We start from the raw sequence: 17,788 nt of genomic DNA on the forward strand, positions 1-17,788 counted from the left end.
CCCTCATAATCTAACCTATTTCGTATTGGCTTCAATCTAACATGAATAGTACTACAATTCAAATTATTGAGATAAATGCTACGCTTGTAAAGCTTCGTCGTTCGACAAATTACACCAATATATTTTAAAAGCGCTCAATCGTACTTCTTTTTCTGCATTCTTCTGTTCTTTAGTAAAATGAGGTTTCATATAATTGACAATATCTAGTAAAAAAGGAGTTGTTAAGGATGCCTATAACTACGGCTAATGGAATTGATTTATATTATGAAATTCATGGTGAGGGCGAACCTCTGCTATTAATCATGGGGTTATCACTATCTTCTAAGTCTTGGTTTCGGACAATCCCTGCCCTAAGTAAACAATACAAAGTCATAGTTTTTGATAATCGTGGTGTTGGTCTGAGTGGGAAACCAAATTCCCCCTATTCGATCGAACAAATGGCTGATGATGCAATAGCAGTCTTAGATGCAGCCGAAGTAGAAAGTGCACATATCTACGGCATTTCTATGGGGGGAATGATTGCCCAAAGATTTGCATTAAAATATTCAGAGCGGATTAGGTCTCTCATCCTAGGCTGCACAACATCAGGCGGGGAAAACCATGTGCAGCCTAGTTCTGAGGTATCGATGTTAATGTTGTCTAGGGCTTCTTCTACTGCAACACCGGAGGAATTAGCCTGGGCCACTGCTCCAATCCTATATAGTCAATCTTTTATCGAAAGTCATCGTGACTTGATTGCAGAAGACATTCAGAGACGAATTGAAATTCCAGTACTCCCATATGCCTACATGCTGCAGCTTCAAGCATGCTTATCACATGATACGTACAATGAAATTCAACAAATAAAGACACCTGTATTAGTTATTCATGGAGATGAAGATAGATTAGTACCTTATGAAAATGGTGTGACACTTGTTGAAAAGATTCCGAATGCAGAATTCTTAACGATCAAGGGTGCAGGTCATATTTATATAACAGAAGCAAATGATTTAGTTAATAAACGAGTTCTTGAATTCCTATCTAAGCAATAAATGAACACGAATGCCCAATCAATTTGAATGGGCATTTTTTTCATTTATTGCTTGCACTTTTACCGCGATCAACAACACTACTTCATTTGCCCCTGTATCCGCATAGGCTTCAGCAATTTGTTCACCAAGTCCTCTACCTCTGCCGGTTATGATGGCTGTTTTCCCTTGTAATCTAAATAGATTTATACTATTCATCAAAACCCCCTTTCCATTTATACCCTATTAAAATCTTAATACATTTTATTTTATTAAAATATGCATATTTATCAACTTTCACAAAAATGTTAAGAATCAAAAAACACTAAACCAAAAAAAGAACCCTATTTTTAAATGGGTGCTTAGATAAATCTGTAATTTATTTTATTGAAAAATCAATAGTTTTATAGGCTACGAAGAAAGTTGCTAAAGAAAATACTGCCTCCTTTAAGCCAAATATAAAAATGGCGCTTATGAAGATAAATAAATTAATAAACATCACTATTTGGCCAATTGTGAAAGATGACCGTCCACTAAATAAAATTGCTAAGATTTCTGTACCATCTAAAGATCCTCCATATCGAATTACAGTCCCTACACCTAATCCGAGTAATCCTCCTCCCAAAAAAATCACTATCAAGGGATTTTGTGATATTGAAGGAAATGGTTCAAGAAGATGGGTAAAGAATGATAGAACCACTATCCCAAATAGACTTAATAGAATAAACCTATTGCCAAGATAAGAATAGCCTATAAAGAAAAAAGGGGTATTTAATAATAAGAGAAAGAAACCCACTTCAATGCTAGTCAGATGGGAGAGGATTATGCTGACTCCAACGATTCCACCATCAATTACATTATTTTTCATCAATAATAACTGCAAGGCTATAGCTACCAGCATAGCACCACAAAATATGAATAGTAATCTTTTTGGTATAGATATATAGTCTGTTCTTTTGTTTAGTACGTAATTTTTCACTCTCTCCCTATACATGTACAGCCCCTTTTGTTTATTTTATTATGACGGTATAGCTCATTATATTCCCCATAACATGAAACATGCCCGACCAAAAGGTCAGGCAGAGACAATCTTTTCAATATGATTATATAAAACAGCATAAAACTATTTCAAAATCTTCCTGATTTAACTATAGAATATAAAAGTAAGAGGAACATTGCCGTGGCAATACCAAAGCCGATTTCTATGACTGGCAGTCTTTGTAAAAGGATGGATGTTTGCCCTGATAATGAAGCACCGATAATAATGCCTACCAATATAATACTAAAGGAGAGCAGTACAATGCTAAAGGAGAGCCTGTTGCTTATCTTATTAAGCTTATTAAGGACCGATTCTATTTCCGGTGTAGTTATTTCAATCTGCATCTTCCCTTTTTTCATAACCGATGTAAAATCTTTAATCGTTTTTGGGAAATCTTGAAGGATATCTCCGTATTCTGAAAAGTTTGACCATGCAAACTCAGCCACATTTTTAGGCTTAAAGCGGTTCATGAGCAGTTGTCTTCCAAATGGTTCTGCAACAGCTAAAATACTAATTTCATGGTTTAATTTTTCGACTGTACCTTCCAATGTGAGCAACGTTTTCCCTAATATTGTTAAATCGGTTGGGATTAAAATCTTATGGCGATAGGCCACAGAAAAAAGTTCATTCACAGCTGTTCCAACACTCATCTGACTAAAAGGAACATCTATATACTTTTCACGAAGCTTATCTACATCTGCGTGTAATTGTTTTACATTCACATCATCAGGTACAAGCCCCATACTTGTTATGGCCTTCACTACTTCAGTTGTGTTTTTTCTCATTAATGCAATGACAAAGGAAGCGATATGTGCCCTCATTTCAGGAGTAATCCGACCCACCATACCAAAATCCATAAAGGCAATAACCTGATCTGGAAGTGCAACGATATTGCCTGGATGAGGATCTCCATGGAAAAAACCATCGATTAGAATTTGATGAAAAATAGCATTGACTACCTTTTCACCTAATACCTTTGTATCATATCCTTCTAGGTGCAGCTTTTCAATTTCATTTAATTTAACTCCATCAATAAATTCCATCGTCAATATTTTTTTGGTCGTATATTCCCAATATACCTTTGGTATGTGAACTTTTGGATCGTTATGGAATTGTTTAGCAATCTTTTCGGCATTCCTGCCTTCATTTTCATAATCTAATTCTTCGCGAAGTGATCTTGATAATTCTTCAACTATCGTCCGAATTTGGTATCTTTCAACCCAATCAATTCTACTTTCTGCTAATCTTGTGAGATCCTGCAGAATTTCTAAATCCGTTTCAATGACACTGATAATATTAGGGCGCTGAATCTTAACAGCTACACGTTCTCCAGTAAGCAAAACAGCGGAATGAACTTGACCAATGGAGGCAGCAGCTAACGGGATTTCGCTAAACTCAGTAAATGAATTTTCGAGCGAATCTGCCAATTCTTCTTCCAGTATTCTTTTCACTTCATTAAATGAAAAAAGAGAAACTCGGTCCTGAAGCTTGACCAGCTCATGAAGGATCTCAGCAGGAATAATATCCGGTCTCGTACTAGCAATTTGCCCGATTTTCACAAAAGTTGGACCTAGTTCTTCCAGAAACATTCTAATCCTTTCACCTGTTGTTCTGGTATTTAGTGTTTTATTACCTTCGACAAATACCTTCTTAGGTACGGCTAACAGATCTAAGAGTCCTAATTCTTTCATTACAAAACCAAATCCATACTTGGTAAAGGTATATACAATATCACGATAGCGTTGAATATGGCGAATCTTTTTCTTAATCATCTGCTCCACTCCTGTTGGGAGTATTTTAATAACATTTTTCCTCGAATCAAGATTCTCATTTTTTCTTAGATTTTTCAAGGTCCTTCTGCCAATGTTCGCTGAAATAACAAAAAGACGCATCGTTATCCGACACGTCTAGTCACAGCCATTACTTTTTTAACATATTGAATACTTGCTCTACATCTTTGTCTCCACGACCTGATAGATTTACGATTAGGACATCATCCTTCGGTAAATCCTTTGCTAGTTTTATTGCATATGCAACAGCGTGAGAACTCTCTAATGCTGGAATAATCCCTTCTGTTTTACTTAGGAGCAAGAATGCCTCTAATGCTTCTTGCCCAGAAACTGTAACGTATTCAGCTCTTCCGCTGGTTTTCAGGTGGCTATGCTCTGGTCCAACACCTGGATAATCCAATCCTGCGGCAATGGAATAGGTTGGCTGAGGATTGCCATGTTCATCTAATAACGTCAAACATTTAAAACCATGAATGACTGCTGGCGTTCCTTTTGTTAAGGTCGGAGCTTCTTTTGGCTCAACACCAATTAAACGTACATATTTTTCATCGATATAGTGTGCAAACGCACCAATTGCATTACTGCCGCCGCCAGCACACGCAATAACTGCTGTTGGAAGCTTACCTTCTTTTTCTATAATTTGTCGCTTTGATTCTTCACTGATAATAGCCTGGAAGTATTTAACCATGGACGGGTATGGATGAGGACCTACTGCCGATCCTAATAAATAAAAAGTATTCTGGTAGTTTTGAACTAGGTCTGCTAGGGCTTCATCGACCGCATCCTTTAATCGGCCCTGCCCTTTTTCAACCGGGACCACCTTTGCTCCCAATAATTCCATCCTAAAAACATTTAACGCCTGCCGCTCAGTATCGAGTTTTCCCATGTAAATGATACATTCCATACCAAACATTGCACATGCAGTAGCGGTTGCAACACCATGCTGACCTGCCCCTGTTTCAGCAATAATTCGTTTTGCACCCATTCTTTTTGCCAATAATATTTGACCAATGGCATTATTTATCTTGTGTGCACCAGTATGGTTTAAATCTTCTCGTTTTAGATAGATTTTTGCTCCACCCATCTGTTTCGTTAAATTTTCTGCATAGGTCAGCGGGTTTTCACGTCCGACATATTCCTTAAGGTAATAGTTTAACTCCTCTATAAAATCTGGGTCATCTTTATACTTTAAGAACTGTGCTTCCATCTCATTAAGTACTAATTGAAGCTCATCAGGGACAAAGCTTCCTCCAAACTCACCAAAATAACCCTTAGTTTCTACGCTTACCTTTTCCATACTCGGCTCGTCTCCTTTTAAACTAATATTCGATTTAATAATTTGGGTTTTAACTATTATAAAATAATATAACAGAATATTCAAATAACATCTTCAATAAACGAATAGGAATTTTACTAGAATCTCATTTAATTTAGAACCTTTTTGGGTGTTTTCAGTCCTTTTCATATGATTTACTTTCAGCATAGTGATAATATTAATTTGGACTGAAAGGAGAGATGTGCGTGAAAATCGTTGCACTTGTGGGTAGTAATCGGAAGGAATCACTTAACAAAAAATTAGCTTTATACATGCAAAATCGGTATCAAACGACCGCAGAGATTGAGATTTTGCCGATTGAAAAACTTCCAATGTATAATCAAGATGATGAGCTGACACCGCCGGAAATTGTAACGGAGATTAAGAAAAAGGTTGCTGAGAGTGACGGAGTTCTTTTTGTCACACCCGAGTACAACCACTCTATTCCTGCCTTTTTAAAAAATGCAATTGATTGGTTTTCTCGTGTCGATAAAGTCATGGTCAATAAACCTGTGATGATCGTCGGTAGTTCCCCTGGGGTACTAGGGACGGTTCGTGCTCAAATGCACTTACGACAGATTTTAAATTCTCCTGGCATATCTGCACTAACACTACCTGGAAATGAAGTATTTATTGGCGCAGTTCATGAAAAGATCGACGAATCTGGAAAACTGGTTCACCAGCCAACCATTCAGTTCATTGATACTGTGATGGATAACTACATAAATTGGATAAAGAAACAAAGCTTATAAATACAAAAACGTATGGATACCTTACATCCATGCGTTTTGCATTGTGCAAATTCTAATTTGAGTGATTCATTTCTTTTTCTAACTGTTCAATACGTGCTTCAATCGTTGTTTGATTATAGGAACGGTTGACGTGATTCTCGAGACGATTGATATAATTCTCGATTTCTTCGAAACGTGAGATGGATTTATCTGTGTTAGGTTCTAATACTAAATCCATTCGATGGTTTGCTCTTGTTACGTTTTCACGTCCCATCAGCTCCATTCTACGAAGCTGCATATCTTTTAGTTTATTTTTCATATCTCCATGCTTTCTTTCTAATTCGGCTAGCTGACCTTTTACTTGCTCAAGAGATGTTCTTAATCTTTCTGCACGATTAGAATATAATTGCTGCTCCTCTAAGGCAAATTGATAAAGCTCAGATTCTGCCGCCTTTGAAGCTACTTCAGCTTGATATTTCCTTTTTTCAGCTAACTGCTCCGCATGGTACAGCTCTTTTGTAAACTCATCCTTAAGTGCAGTTTGACGCACCAAGAACTTTGCAACTTTTTCGGTTTCCTGTTCGCATTTGCGAAGGTATTGATTTAGTAAGAAAATAGGATTTTGTTTTTCTTTTTTATCAAGGACCTCGTTTAAGTCTGCAGTTACCGTATTCTTAATTCTTGTGAAAAGGTTTGTCATTTTATATTCTCTCCTTCGATTAATAATTTTTCAGTTCATTCCACTGCTTTTCAAAATTTACAAATGGATCAGATTCTTCTTTAATTACAGAGCGTTTGCTGGAATTCCAGTTTTTATAGACAAGATAAAGAATGTAAGCAGCCACAACACCAATGATTGCAGGTGCATTAGAGATAGAAGCCATTAGAAAGATGACCCCAATTATGCCCAGTCCAATTTTCCCCCCTGTTGATTCTGCTTTTAAGAACTGTTTGTAGATGAAATATAAAAGCGCCAAGCTTATTAGTAATCCCACCATCGGACCAAGTGTAGAAAGTAAAACGATGGCAGCAATTCCTCCTGCTAAAACTAAACCAAATTTTTTCATTTTGTTTGCCTCCTTTGTTTTCTTGATATCATCTTACCTTTTTACAGCGTTTCACATAATTGAGCCTGAGCTTGATTTTTGATTAGGTCTAGAGACGTAGAAAGGGTCAGCCTCCTATGGAGACTGACCCTTCAACAGAAAAATCCTAACATCAATTAGATGTTAGGACTTTTTATGATGACCTGTGAGGGATTCGAACCCACGACCCCTTCCCTGTCAAGGAAGTGCTCTCCCACTGAGCTAACAAGTCGTATTTAGCTACAAATATAATTATAGTAAAAACTCGTAAAAAGTCAATAGTTTTTGGAAAAGAACACCCGTTCTAAAATTCCTTGAATAAAGAACAAACGTTCGAATATAATAGTATATAACAACAGGAAAGGCGGGAAGGCAATGGATGGACTTTTGTTACGTTCTATAGAGGAAAATATTCCGTTAGAGATGATTTATCTATCTGAGGATCATCAGATTTCGCAGCGCAAATTACTTGTGAAGGAAGTCAACGATGAGTATATTCGTGCTTTTTGTCTGCTCCGTAAACAGATTCGTACCTTCCGCCGGGAAAATATTTTATCCTTACTGCCAAATACTCGCTCCAATGACCGTTTCTTACATTAATCTACCACCCCTCCCCCATCTATCTCCTTGAGCATTTCCATGATAGTTATGATAAAATGCAGTTGTATCTATCGAACATTGGGGGAATTGTCGCATGGAGATACCAAAAGGCACGATAAAAGAACATACCATTAAGAGCAATGAGCTGGGAGAAGATATCCTGATTCTCATCTATTTACCTGCAAATTTCTCACCATTATATAAATACTCACTGTTAATCGCCCAGGATGGCAGAGATTATTTTCAGCTTGGCAAAATCGGACGATTAGCAGATGAGTACCTTTTTAACCGAGAAATTGAGAATTTAATCATTGTTGGGATACCCTATAATAATGTAGGTGATCGCCGCAGCAAATACCACCCTGACGGTGAACAGCAACAACAGTATATCCGTTTTTTAGCACACGAATTAGTACCGTTCCTAGATCAAGAGTACCCTACCTACCATATGGGCTCCACAAGAGCGCTAATTGGTGACTCACTTGGAGCAACCGTATCTTTAATGACTGCTCTCCAATATCCGCACAGTTTTGGAAAGGTTCTTTTACAATCACCGTACATAAATCAAAAGGTCTTGGACATGGTTAACAGCTTCACAGAAACAGAACTCTTAGAAATATATCACATCGTTGGTAATCAAGAAACAAAGGTACAAACCACTAACGGCAAAGTAAGTGACTTCCTCAGTCCAAATCGAAAGCTCTCAACTATCTTTACCGATAAGTCATTTACTTACTTCTACGATGAGTTTAATGGCGACCATACATGGACATATTGGCAGCCAGATTTAAAGAGAGCTCTTAAGATGATGTTTTAAAGGAGATTTCATATTTTTCGAATATTTGCTATAATATCAAGAAGGTCCATGACTGCACCGATTAATCACGGAAAAAATTCTTCTAATCTGGAGGTTAGACATATGAAATTTGGGGTTGTTATTTTTCCATCCAAAAAGCTACAAGATTTAGCAAATTCTTATCGTAAGCGTTATGACCCGCATTATTCACTAATTACTCCGCACTTAACATTGAAGAATGCTTTTGAAGCAACAGAACAAGAAGTAATCCATTTTGCTGATAAATTACGGCAAATTGCTAGTAATAACAGTGCTTTCACCTTAAAAACAACAAAAATCAGCTCTTTCCAACCAGTAAATAATGTAATTTACTTTAAAGTAGAACCGACTCAAGAATTAAACCAATTGCATCATAAAATCAATCAGGAATTTAGTGAGCAAAATTTAGAATATGCTTTCGTTCCTCATATTACGATTGGTCAAAAGCTTTCGAATGATGAGCATTCAGATGTTTACGGTTCATTAAGGATGAAAAATTTTGACCATGAAGAGACGATTGACCGCTTCCATTTACTATACCAATTAGAGAATGGTTCTTGGACGGTTTATGAAACATTTCGCCTAGGAAAGGAATAATCAACTGTGAATGTAAAAGTTTGTGAAAATGAAAAAGAACTGCAAGATGCTTTCTCTGTTAGAAGAACTGTTTTTATCGACGAACAGAATGTCCCTGAAGAAGAAGAGATCGATCAATTTGAGAAAGACGCTGTACATTTCGTTTCCTACCAAGAAGGCACATCGGTCGCTGCTGGCCGCTTTCGTGTTGTGGATGGTTTCGGTAAGGTAGAACGTATCTGTGTACTAAAGGAAGCTAGAAATACTGGTGCTGGAAAAGCAATAATGAGAGAAATCGAATCTTATGCTCAAAAAAAAGCTCTACATAAGTTAAAGTTAAATGCACAAACACATGCTATCCCGTTCTACGCTAACCTTGGATATGAGGTAGTTTCTGAAGAATTTTTAGACGCAGGTATCCCGCATAAGACGATGTTAAAAAAAATTTAATTGGAAGCACCTGCCCTTCTAGCGGCGGTGCTTTTTTCATTTCTTGAATCCAAGGGCACTTTTCGATATCGACAGGTTTTGTTATGATAGAGTTTGTCGTATTTTGAATAAAGAGGCTAAAAAAAATGAAAATTGCTATGCACCAAAATCAAAGAATTGTTCTTGACCAATTAGGAAGAGAACAATATCAACTCCTATATATGCATGGAAAAAATGGTGAATTATCCTGTCCTGTTTGCCACGAAAAAGTCCGGTTATTTCTCGGAATTAAGAAAGAGCCCTATTTTTATCATATAAAATCGCCCGAACATAAATGCCCAGAACCAGTTATTGAAGAAGAATTGGAACCAGTCATTGTAGAACGGAATGGGTTTCGTATCCCCCAAGGAAGAACGATTATTGAAACTACAAGAAATACAAGCTTATACCGTCCATCCAAAACTATAGAATGCTCCCTTCCATTTAAAAGAACTGAAGGTGTAAATCATCTTGCTAATGACACCTATTTAAGAGAACTGGCAGCAAACGGAGTTATACTTGATAAAAGTCAAGCAGCAGCTGTCGTCGAAACACAAGGAGCATTATTAGTTCTTGCTGGTGCGGGGAGCGGCAAAACTAGAGTACTTACAGCACGTACTGCTTACATGCTGAATGTAAATAAAATTGATCCGCGTACCATTTTACTCGTCACCTTTACCTCAAAAGCAGCGGGAGAAATGAAAACTCGTTTACTTGCCTATCCTCAGATTAAGAAGGACCAAATAGGAAAGCTGGTGACAGGCACCTTTCACAGTATTTTTTATCGTATTCTTATGTTCCATGAAGGAAACAATTGGTCATCAGATCGTCTGTTGAAGAAAGAATGGCAGCGCGATAAGATCTTGAAAGAGGCTGGTAAGGCAATCGAACTGTCTGAAAAGGAATTTGCTTATGATTTAGCACTTCAGCAAATTGGATTCTGGAAGAATTCACTTCTTTTCCCTCATGAAGTGAAGCCGCTTACTGATTGGGAAGAAAAAGCTGCCTACCTATATAAGAAATATGAGGAATATAAAACACAAAAAGGTCTATTTGATTTTGACGACATGTTGATTGGCTGCTATCAGCTGTTGAAAAGCTCCCCGTCTCTACTTGAACTCTACCAAAATCGCTTTCAGTATTTTTTGATTGATGAATTTCAGGATATCAATAAGGTTCAATATGAGCTGATAAAGCTGCTGTCAGACAAGCATAAAAACGTTTGTGCTGTTGGGGATGACGATCAGGCCATCTATTCCTTCCGAGGTAGTGACCCTAGTTATCTTTTAGAGTTTGAAAAAGACTTTCCTTATGCAAAGTTGGTTACACTAGAGCAAAACTACCGCTCATCACATGAAATTGTCTCTGCGGCAAATGAGATGATTGCGAAGAATAAGGTTCGAAGAGTAAAGAAAATGAAGGCACAATTTGAATCAAGTATGTCTCCCATCCTCTTTTTCCCTTTTGATGAGGAAGAAGAAGCAACGATGATTGTATCCGATATCCAAGAGAAGATTGTACAGGGAGCAAAACCATCTGAATTTGCTATTTTATATCGAACAAATGCCGGTTCTCGTGCTGTATTTGAACGGTTGGCTAGTTCAAACCTGCCGTTTAAAATTGATTTGGATTCAGAGGCTTTTTATGAACGGCATATTGTGAGAAGCGTTCTTTCTTTTCTAAAGATAAGCTTAGATGAAGATGACCATCAGGCATTATCTGCCATTTTACCGAGTCTTTTTTTGAGTCAAACGGTGCTTAAAGATATAAAAGCTGAAAGCATACTGCAAGATTGTACCTATCTAGAAGCCCTTTCTCATTTAAAAACAAAGCATGCTTTTCAAGAAAAGAAATTAAAAAAAGCAGTACAGCTCATTCGCTCATTGAAATTTGGGTCCCCATTAAAGTCGATTGAAACGATTGAAAAAGACCTGGGTTACCTTGATTTTTTGAAAAAACGCGGCACTGAATCGAATCAGCAAGATAAAGGTTCTGATGATTTAAAAGATCTAAAAGTTGCAGCCAAATGCTTTACCAGTATTCAAGCTTTCTTGTTTCATGCTGAACATATGACGGCAATGAACAAGGAGATTAAAAATTTAAGCAAGCATTTTCCCGATGCTATTAGTCTAAGTACTATCCACCGGGCTAAGGGATTAGAATATAAAAATGTATATGTCATAGGAGCAGTAGATGGCAGTCTACCGCATGATTACGCATTGGATGGTTTAAGAAATGGTGACTTTGCAGCAATTGAAGAAGAAAGAAGACTTTTTTATGTGGCGATGACACGTGCTAAGCATGAGCTTCTTATGTCTGTTCCCCAAAATCGAAGAGGCAAAAAAGCGAATCCTTCACGGTTTTTATCACCTCTAATGAAGCGTAAGAAAAAATAACAAAAAGACCTGTTTCCATCAAAGGAAAGAGGTCTTTTACTTCATTTTTCGTGTGATTTTTCCAAATATTGTCTAAATGTACAAAACCCCCGAAAAAGTGTACAAAACTCCGTGAAAAGTGTACATAACCCACTGAAAAGTGTTCAAATCCTCATGAAAAATGTTCAAAGCTTTTTGCAGCTCTAAAATGTTCACGACATTCTTTCTAGAATCACTTATTTCTTATTAATCATTTTGGAAATCGTATTAAAATCTAGCTGTTTTCCATCGTTAACAATGGACTGCACAATTTTATCTTCTGTTGCTTTATCTACTGGTTTGTTGGCAATTTGTGAAACACGGCGAATCACATTACGAACCGTTTTTTCATCTTTAAAGTTTGCATTTTGTAAGGAATTCGCTAAATCAAAAATATCCTTCATATTTACGCCAGTTTTCTTTTCAACATTTTTAAAAAAACCATTATCCATGGTAAAAATCACGCTCCTTCATAGGCTACTGATAGTGTATGAAGGAAGGGTAAAAACGTGAAAAAAATGAAAAAAAGAAAAGGCTGGCCTACTTATATGGCCAACCTTTTCTTTGCCGCACGTTTATGCAGTTTTTTAATAAAAGCTTGCACCGACGATGATTAAAAGAATGAATAATACGACGATTAAAACAAAAGTTGAACCGCCGCCATATCCACCGCCGTAGCCACAGCCGCCATATCCATAGAACATATAGTGTCACCTCACTTTGTAGTCTCATTTATAACATATGAGATATAGCTACAAAGTGTACTGGGCGCTTCTCTAAAGACAACCTATAAAAATTTTTTAACCTTTGGGCTTAAAGATTAACGCGCCGATAAATCCAAAAATAATCGCCGCTGAAATTCCAGAACTGGTTACTTGGAACATGCCAGTCAATACTCCAATTAGACCATGCTTTTCTGCATCCTGCAGTGCACCGTGCACCAATGAGTTACCAAAGCTTGTTATTGGAATGGTGGCACCTGCACCAGCAAAGTTAATAAGCGGCTCATAGAGACCAAAACCATCTAAAACAGCTCCTATTACGACGAGTAGGCTTAGGGTATGCCCTGGCGTAAGCTTTGCCACATCAAATAACAGCTGTCCGATAACACATATAATTCCGCCAACCACGAATGCCCAAAAATACATCGCTAACATAGGAATTACCCTCCCACTTCATTCATTTCAATGCTCACCGCATGTGCAATACATGGTATCGATTCTTTTTGCTGAAAACTAAGCGGCGATAACAATGCACCAGTTGCAACCACTAATATTCGCTTATATACTCCCTTTTTCATTTGATTTAACAAATGACCATATAACACAACAGCTGAGCAACCCGCACCACTCGCCCCAGATTGAACAGGCTGGTCATCTTTATATAGTAATAGTCCACAATCTTGAAATTGGTTCCGTTCTATATTAAGACCGCTTTTCGTCAGTAATTCGAAGGTTGTTTCCTGTCCAATTCTTCCTAAATCACCGGTAATAATCAAATCATAGTAGGAAGGATCTAGTTCCATATCTCGAAAATGTGCCATAATGGTATCTGCAGCTGCAGGTGCCATAGCACCGCCCATATTAAAAGGATCAGACAATCCCATGTCAATGACTTTCCCAATTGTTGCAGATGAGGTAACGGGGTGTTGTTGTCCAGGGACATTCTCAGTTACCAAACCTACCCCTGCACCTGTAACCGTCCATTGTGCAGTAGGAGGCTTCTGTCCACCATATTCAGTTGGATAGCGGAATTGTTTTTCAGTTGCCGCATTATGGCTTGAGGCTCCTGTTAACACATTGCGTGCGCCTTTGTAATTAACAACAAAAGATGCTAACGCTAAGCCTTCCATTGATGTTGAGCAAGCACCAAACAGTCCGAAATAAGGGATTTGTACAGTCCTCGCTGCAAAGCTGGATGGAGTAATTTGGTTAATTAGATCCCCAGCAAATAAAAATTCAATTTGCTCTTTATCCATTCCTGCTTTTTCTAATGTCGTGGTTATCGCCTCTTCAAGTAATACTTTCTGTGCTTTTTCGTAAGAATCCATTCCCATCCATAGGTCTTCATGCAAAGTGTCAAAGTCGTCTGCTAAGTTGCCATTTGCCTCAAAGGGTCCGCCGGAGACACCCGTTGCTAAGATCATTGGTCTGTTTTCAAAGACCCAAGATTGTTGCCCTTTTAACAATTACAAAACCCCCCACATTCCTAATAGCGTTTTTATTAGTGCAACAACAAAAGCAGAGAAAACGCCGAAAAGAATAACCGAGCCTGCAAGTTTAAACATATTTCCCCCAACACCTAATACGAAGCCTTCTGTTCGGTGCTCAATAGCGGCGGATATCACAGCATTTCCAAAACCAGTTACAGGAACGGCACTCCCTGCACCGGCAAATTGTCCTAGACGATCATAAACACCAAATCCCGTTAGCAGCATTGATAAAAATACCATTGTTGCAACGGTTGGATTCCCGACACTTTGTTCAGTGAAGTCAAAGAAGTAAATATAAAAATAACTTATAGCTTGGCCAACAACACAAATTAAACCGCCCACAAAAAATGCTTTAATACAATTTTTTAAGACTGGTCGTTTCAATTCATGTTTTTGTTGAAGCTGCTGATACTTTTGCTGCTGAGGCGTCATTTTTTTCTGTTTGCTCGCCATTTGCTGTCCATCCCTTCCTTACTTCATATCTGATGTCATTTTTACGATTTCGTTTAACCGTTTTTCAGCCTGCTTATCCGATAAGTTACCATTATCTTTTCTTTCAACGAGCCTTACTGCCTCTAGAAAGATCTTATAGTCACTTGAAACTGTGAATTGTTCCTTTGGGTATTTCTCTTCCAGCTTTTTGGTTAAGTCCTTTTCAATTTGCTTCATTCTAAAACGCTGCATATGCTTCACTTTATAGACAACAAGTGTTGCCTCTTTCCCCTTCACTACAGCCACATCATAAATCTCATCAATACTCTCGACTTCCCGCTCAATTTTTTCAACGTTATCCTGGCCATAATTTTTCTTGGTAACAGTCGGGTTAGGATTGGTCGTTTTAATGAGAGCCATTTGGCTTTCTTTTTCAGCTTGTCCCTGACTACAGGAGACTAATAATGTTATGCATATACTCAAAAACACTCGAATTATGTAGACCATTTCTTTCCCTTCCCTTTTTCAAATTATTGAAATCACTACATTGTAGTTTTTTCGAGTTTAACGGAAATTATGTGGCAAGGTTAGGACAACTTTTTTATTTGTTACTTTTGAGCAAAAAAAAACTGCCGTCAAAAAACAGGCAGTTTACCGATTATCTTTGAGTTTTTTTGCCGCAGCCACAGCCTTTTTTCTTAGTAGTTTTTTTTGTTTGAGATTTTTTCGTTGTTTGCGTTTTCTTATTTTCTATGTTCACTTTCCACCACTCCTATACTTAGTCCTACTGTTAAGATATGAAAGTAGTCAAGAACTTGTCTCGGGCGGACAACTATTTTAGCTTATTAAATCCAAAGTTGAACAATGGATTCTAGGATTGCAGCTAAACCCGCCACAGCAAACACTAGGATAATTGGAACGAAAACAAAAGGTAATAAAAGGTATCCAATGACCATTGCCGCTGAAACCCAAACTCCTGTACACCAATAACAACTAAGCAGCTCCCCAATAAATTTTTTTATTGGCGTTGCCTTTGGAAGGTAATATACCTCCATTGTCCCGTCTTCATTTTCTTCTTCAATCTCATCAAAGAACGGATCACGGAGAAACTCTGTGATTTTATCAAATACAATGAGCCTTGTTAATCTAAACGAGGCCAATGCCAATAGAGTAAAACTTAAAAGATCAATGTTCATTTCTACCGTCCTTTCCGTATAATTGGCCTAATTTTCATCAAAAAGGCGTTTGTCCGTTACCCAATTAGTCCTGCTTAAATATCTTAGTAATGTAAGATAAACATCACGGATTAAGGAGGAGTAATTAATGGGTTGTGGCAGAAATAGTGACTCTCGCAGTAATAATGGTTGTGTCTGCGATGTAGTACGTGCAATTAAAGATATCCAGGATAATGCTGTATTAGATGATGAGTGCGTAGATTGCCCAAGTTGTTTCTTGGAACCACTTGGTTCATTAGTGTCACCGGCAAGGAGAGATCGTGCAGATACTCGTGTTTTTGTATTAAAAAACGCTGATGGCTCACCATTCCACGCGTTCTTTAGCGGCGAAGACAATGCTTGCGTATCAATCTTCTTCCGCGTGGAAGATATATTTGATAACTGTTGTGCAACACTTCGTGTCCTCATTCCAGGACGCAGCGACAACGGAGGATTTGTGCCGGTTAATCTCGTAGCTGGCGGAGACCGATGCTGTATTAACCTTGAAAGAGTCTGTCAGGTTAATCGCTTCAGAGCAAGCAATGACTGTATTACAGTTGATTTAAATTGTTTCTGTGCAATACAGTGTATTGCAGATGTCGATCTTGGTCTTTGTGACTAATGCTTGGTAATAAAATGAGCCAGTCGATTAATCCGGCTGGCTTTTTTTGTTTATCGCTTTATTCCTATCAACATAACATCTTTTAAACTCTTAAAAGGTATCGTTTCAGTTGTTTGATTTGGAAATCGAATGGTTACATCTTGTTCGTTGTACTCGACTAAATAGCCCTGGTAATTCTTTTCTTCGGTATAAAAAACACATGGAACAGGTGGTAATGCTTTAGGGAAATTGTCCAGGTATTCTAAACGCTCCATAAGATTCATTTCCTTAAAGCCTTTTACGCGGTTAAATGCACGTTGTTTTTCTTGATTACTTTTGGTTTTTTTCTCCTGCTTTACTTCTTTAACTTTAGACTCTTTAGGTAAATCAGTCTTAGCCAATGAAACCTCAATGACTTTCTTGTTGTTTTCCTCCTCTAGCTGTGGTTCTTCCATCGGCAGTTGGACCTCCTGCCGGTTTGTAAAAATTTCCTGCATGTTTTTTACAGGTGTATCTAAAAAAGTCTGTGAAACGTAAAGTAACGGTCCACGTTTTGTCTTTTTCTCCATCCAATTCACCTCCATTTACCTACCCCTACACTCTATATGTATGCAATTTGCCTATACTCGTTCTTAAAAAAATCGATATAAAAAGCCCGCTAATAAATTTTAGCGGGCATGACAATTTATAAAATATGAAATCCTGAATCGACGTGAATATTTTCTCCTGTAATACCCCGAGACAGATTGCTGAATAGGAAAAGTGCAGTATCACCGACTTCTTCTGGCGTTGTAGCTCTACGTAAAGGTGCTTTTTCTTCAATCACCTTTGTAATCTGATTAAAATCACTAATACCTTTTGCTGATAGAGTTCTAATTGGACCAGCTGAGATTGAATTGACACGAATCCCTTGCTTGCCTAGGTCTTCAGCCAAATAACGAACGCTTGCGTCCAAGGAAGCCTTCGCAACACCCATGACATTATAATTCGGTATGACTCGTTCCCCGCCTAAATAAGTTAGAGTGACAATACTTCCGCCTTCGGTCATTAATCCTCTAGCCTCTTTTGCCACAGCTGTTAAAGAGTAAGAACTAATATTATGCGCCAACAAAAAGCCTTCTCTTGTTGTGTTCAAATATTCTCCGCTTAATTCTTCTTTATTTGCAAATGCAATACAGTGTGCAACACCATGGATGGTACCTACAGCTTCCTTGATTTCAGTAAAGCATTTCGCTACTTCCTCATCCTTTGTTACATCACACGGCAGCACAAGGGTACCTTCTGCTTCCAAGGACTCCGCCAATTCTCTAACACTGCTTTCAAGTCTTTCACCTGCATATGTGAAAATTAACCGTGCTCCTGCATTGTTCAGCGAACGTGCAATTCCCCATGCAATACTACGTTTATTTGCAACACCCATTACTACATATGTTTTTCCTGCTAAAGAAAGATTCATAAATGAACTAGTC

At 37.9% G+C, this 17,788-nt stretch carries 23 protein-coding genes and 1 tRNA gene; 8 read left to right on the plus strand and 16 right to left on the minus strand.

Going from position 1 to position 17,788, the window contains the following annotated elements:
- The first annotated feature begins 227 nt into the window (after positions 1–227).
- On the plus strand, positions 228–1,031 hold the full coding sequence (locus F4694_RS10650; RefSeq protein ID WP_179597636.1) for an alpha/beta fold hydrolase: 804 nt from the start codon (positions 228–230) through the stop codon (positions 1,029–1,031).
- An 18-nt stretch (positions 1,032–1,049) separates the two neighbouring features.
- Here the strand turns inward: F4694_RS10650 and F4694_RS10655 are convergent, their stop codons facing one another.
- The 4 genes from F4694_RS10655 to trpB all read right to left on the minus strand — a co-directional run bounded on the left by F4694_RS10655 (position 1,050) and on the right by trpB (position 5,133).
- Positions 1,050–1,226 carry a Rossmann-fold NAD(P)-binding domain-containing protein gene (locus F4694_RS10655; RefSeq protein ID WP_257029214.1) on the minus strand — a complete coding sequence of 59 codons (177 nt, stop codon included), beginning with the start codon at positions 1,224–1,226 and terminating at the stop codon, positions 1,050–1,052.
- Between the two features lie 160 nt (positions 1,227–1,386).
- Positions 1,387–1,986 carry a YitT family protein gene (locus F4694_RS10660; RefSeq protein ID WP_308806326.1) on the minus strand — a complete coding sequence of 200 codons (600 nt, stop codon included), beginning with the start codon at positions 1,984–1,986 and terminating at the stop codon, positions 1,387–1,389.
- A 149-nt stretch (positions 1,987–2,135) separates the two neighbouring features.
- Positions 2,136–3,818, minus strand: a complete 1,683-nt coding sequence (locus tag F4694_RS10665; protein ID WP_179597640.1) for an ABC1 kinase family protein — start codon at positions 3,816–3,818, stop codon at positions 2,136–2,138.
- A 148-nt stretch (positions 3,819–3,966) separates the two neighbouring features.
- The gene (gene trpB / locus F4694_RS10670; RefSeq protein ID WP_179597643.1) at positions 3,967–5,133 is read right to left on the minus strand and encodes a tryptophan synthase subunit beta; all 1,167 of its coding nucleotides are present in this window, start codon (positions 5,131–5,133) and stop codon (positions 3,967–3,969) included.
- Between the two features lie 224 nt (positions 5,134–5,357).
- Between trpB and F4694_RS10675 the strand changes: the two genes are divergently transcribed.
- Positions 5,358–5,903, plus strand: a complete 546-nt coding sequence (locus tag F4694_RS10675) for an NADPH-dependent FMN reductase (protein WP_179597645.1) — start codon at positions 5,358–5,360, stop codon at positions 5,901–5,903.
- 52 nt (positions 5,904–5,955) lie between these two features.
- On the opposite strand, the gene F4694_RS10680 is transcribed toward F4694_RS10675, so the two are convergent.
- From F4694_RS10680 to F4694_RS10690, 3 genes are all read right to left on the minus strand, one after another.
- Positions 5,956–6,582: a PspA/IM30 family protein gene (locus F4694_RS10680; protein ID WP_179597647.1), complete on the minus strand. Its 627-nt coding sequence runs from the start codon at positions 6,580–6,582 to the stop codon at positions 5,956–5,958.
- 19 nt (positions 6,583–6,601) lie between these two features.
- Positions 6,602–6,949 carry a lmo0954 family membrane protein gene (locus F4694_RS10685; RefSeq protein ID WP_179597649.1) on the minus strand — a complete coding sequence of 116 codons (348 nt, stop codon included), beginning with the start codon at positions 6,947–6,949 and terminating at the stop codon, positions 6,602–6,604.
- Positions 6,950–7,127: 178 nt separating this feature from the next.
- A tRNA-Val gene (locus F4694_RS10690) sits at positions 7,128–7,199 on the minus strand.
- Between the two features lie 143 nt (positions 7,200–7,342).
- Here F4694_RS10690 and F4694_RS10695 point away from each other — a divergent pair.
- From F4694_RS10695 to F4694_RS10715, 5 genes are all read left to right on the plus strand, one after another.
- Complete coding sequence (locus tag F4694_RS10695) at positions 7,343–7,567, plus strand: hypothetical protein (RefSeq protein WP_179597651.1); 225 nt, start codon at positions 7,343–7,345, stop codon at positions 7,565–7,567.
- Between the two features lie 94 nt (positions 7,568–7,661).
- The gene (locus F4694_RS10700; RefSeq protein WP_179597653.1) at positions 7,662–8,384 is read left to right on the plus strand and encodes an alpha/beta hydrolase; all 723 of its coding nucleotides are present in this window, start codon (positions 7,662–7,664) and stop codon (positions 8,382–8,384) included.
- 102 nt (positions 8,385–8,486) lie between these two features.
- Positions 8,487–8,999, plus strand: coding sequence for a YjcG family protein (locus F4694_RS10705; RefSeq protein ID WP_179597655.1), 513 nt, complete (start codon positions 8,487–8,489; stop codon positions 8,997–8,999).
- Between the two features lie 6 nt (positions 9,000–9,005).
- Positions 9,006–9,428, plus strand: a complete 423-nt coding sequence (locus F4694_RS10710) for a GNAT family N-acetyltransferase (protein ID WP_179597657.1) — start codon at positions 9,006–9,008, stop codon at positions 9,426–9,428.
- Between the two features lie 125 nt (positions 9,429–9,553).
- The gene (locus F4694_RS10715) at positions 9,554–11,842 is read left to right on the plus strand and encodes a UvrD-helicase domain-containing protein (RefSeq protein ID WP_179597659.1); all 2,289 of its coding nucleotides are present in this window, start codon (positions 9,554–9,556) and stop codon (positions 11,840–11,842) included.
- 215 nt (positions 11,843–12,057) lie between these two features.
- Here F4694_RS10715 and F4694_RS10720 read toward each other — a convergent pair whose 3' ends face one another.
- The 7 genes from F4694_RS10720 to F4694_RS10750 all read right to left on the minus strand — a co-directional run bounded on the left by F4694_RS10720 (position 12,058) and on the right by F4694_RS10750 (position 15,700).
- Entirely contained in the window at positions 12,058–12,312 is a 255-nt protein-coding gene (locus F4694_RS10720; protein WP_179597661.1) for a stage VI sporulation protein F, read from the minus strand.
- Between the two features lie 135 nt (positions 12,313–12,447).
- Positions 12,448–12,564: a YjcZ family sporulation protein gene (locus tag F4694_RS10725; RefSeq protein WP_179158343.1), complete on the minus strand. Its 117-nt coding sequence runs from the start codon at positions 12,562–12,564 to the stop codon at positions 12,448–12,450.
- Between the two features lie 96 nt (positions 12,565–12,660).
- Entirely contained in the window at positions 12,661–13,017 is a 357-nt protein-coding gene (spoVAE, locus tag F4694_RS10730) for a stage V sporulation protein AE (protein WP_179597663.1), read from the minus strand.
- A 5-nt stretch (positions 13,018–13,022) separates the two neighbouring features.
- Positions 13,023–14,048 (minus strand): stage V sporulation protein AD, encoded by a 1,026-nt coding sequence (gene spoVAD, locus F4694_RS10735; protein ID WP_179597665.1) that lies wholly within the window; start codon positions 14,046–14,048, stop codon positions 13,023–13,025.
- Positions 14,049–14,525: a stage V sporulation protein AC gene (spoVAC, locus tag F4694_RS10740; protein ID WP_179597667.1), complete on the minus strand. Its 477-nt coding sequence runs from the start codon at positions 14,523–14,525 to the stop codon at positions 14,049–14,051.
- A gap of 18 nt (positions 14,526–14,543) precedes the next feature.
- On the minus strand, positions 14,544–14,924 hold the full coding sequence (locus F4694_RS10745) for a YhcN/YlaJ family sporulation lipoprotein (RefSeq protein WP_257029199.1): 381 nt from the start codon (positions 14,922–14,924) through the stop codon (positions 14,544–14,546).
- Between the two features lie 425 nt (positions 14,925–15,349).
- Entirely contained in the window at positions 15,350–15,700 is a 351-nt protein-coding gene (locus F4694_RS10750) for a DUF1360 domain-containing protein (protein ID WP_179597671.1), read from the minus strand.
- Positions 15,701–15,827: 127 nt separating this feature from the next.
- On the opposite strand from F4694_RS10750, the gene F4694_RS10755 reads away from it, so the two are divergent.
- Positions 15,828–16,340 (plus strand): CotY/CotZ family spore coat protein, encoded by a 513-nt coding sequence (locus tag F4694_RS10755; protein WP_179597673.1) that lies wholly within the window; start codon positions 15,828–15,830, stop codon positions 16,338–16,340.
- A gap of 50 nt (positions 16,341–16,390) precedes the next feature.
- On the opposite strand, the gene F4694_RS10760 is transcribed toward F4694_RS10755, so the two are convergent.
- Both F4694_RS10760 and fabI read right to left on the minus strand, forming a co-directional pair.
- Complete coding sequence (locus F4694_RS10760) at positions 16,391–16,888, minus strand: CotO family spore coat protein (RefSeq protein ID WP_179597675.1); 498 nt, start codon at positions 16,886–16,888, stop codon at positions 16,391–16,393.
- A gap of 116 nt (positions 16,889–17,004) precedes the next feature.
- On the minus strand, positions 17,005–17,775 hold the full coding sequence (fabI, locus tag F4694_RS10765) for an enoyl-ACP reductase FabI (RefSeq protein WP_179597677.1): 771 nt from the start codon (positions 17,773–17,775) through the stop codon (positions 17,005–17,007).
- Between the last annotated feature and the right edge of the window lie 13 nt (positions 17,776–17,788).

Origin of the sequence: Neobacillus driksii, from assembly GCF_013409995.1 — a bacterium.
Lineage (GTDB): Bacteria > Bacillota > Bacilli > Bacillales > Cytobacillaceae > Neobacillus > Neobacillus driksii.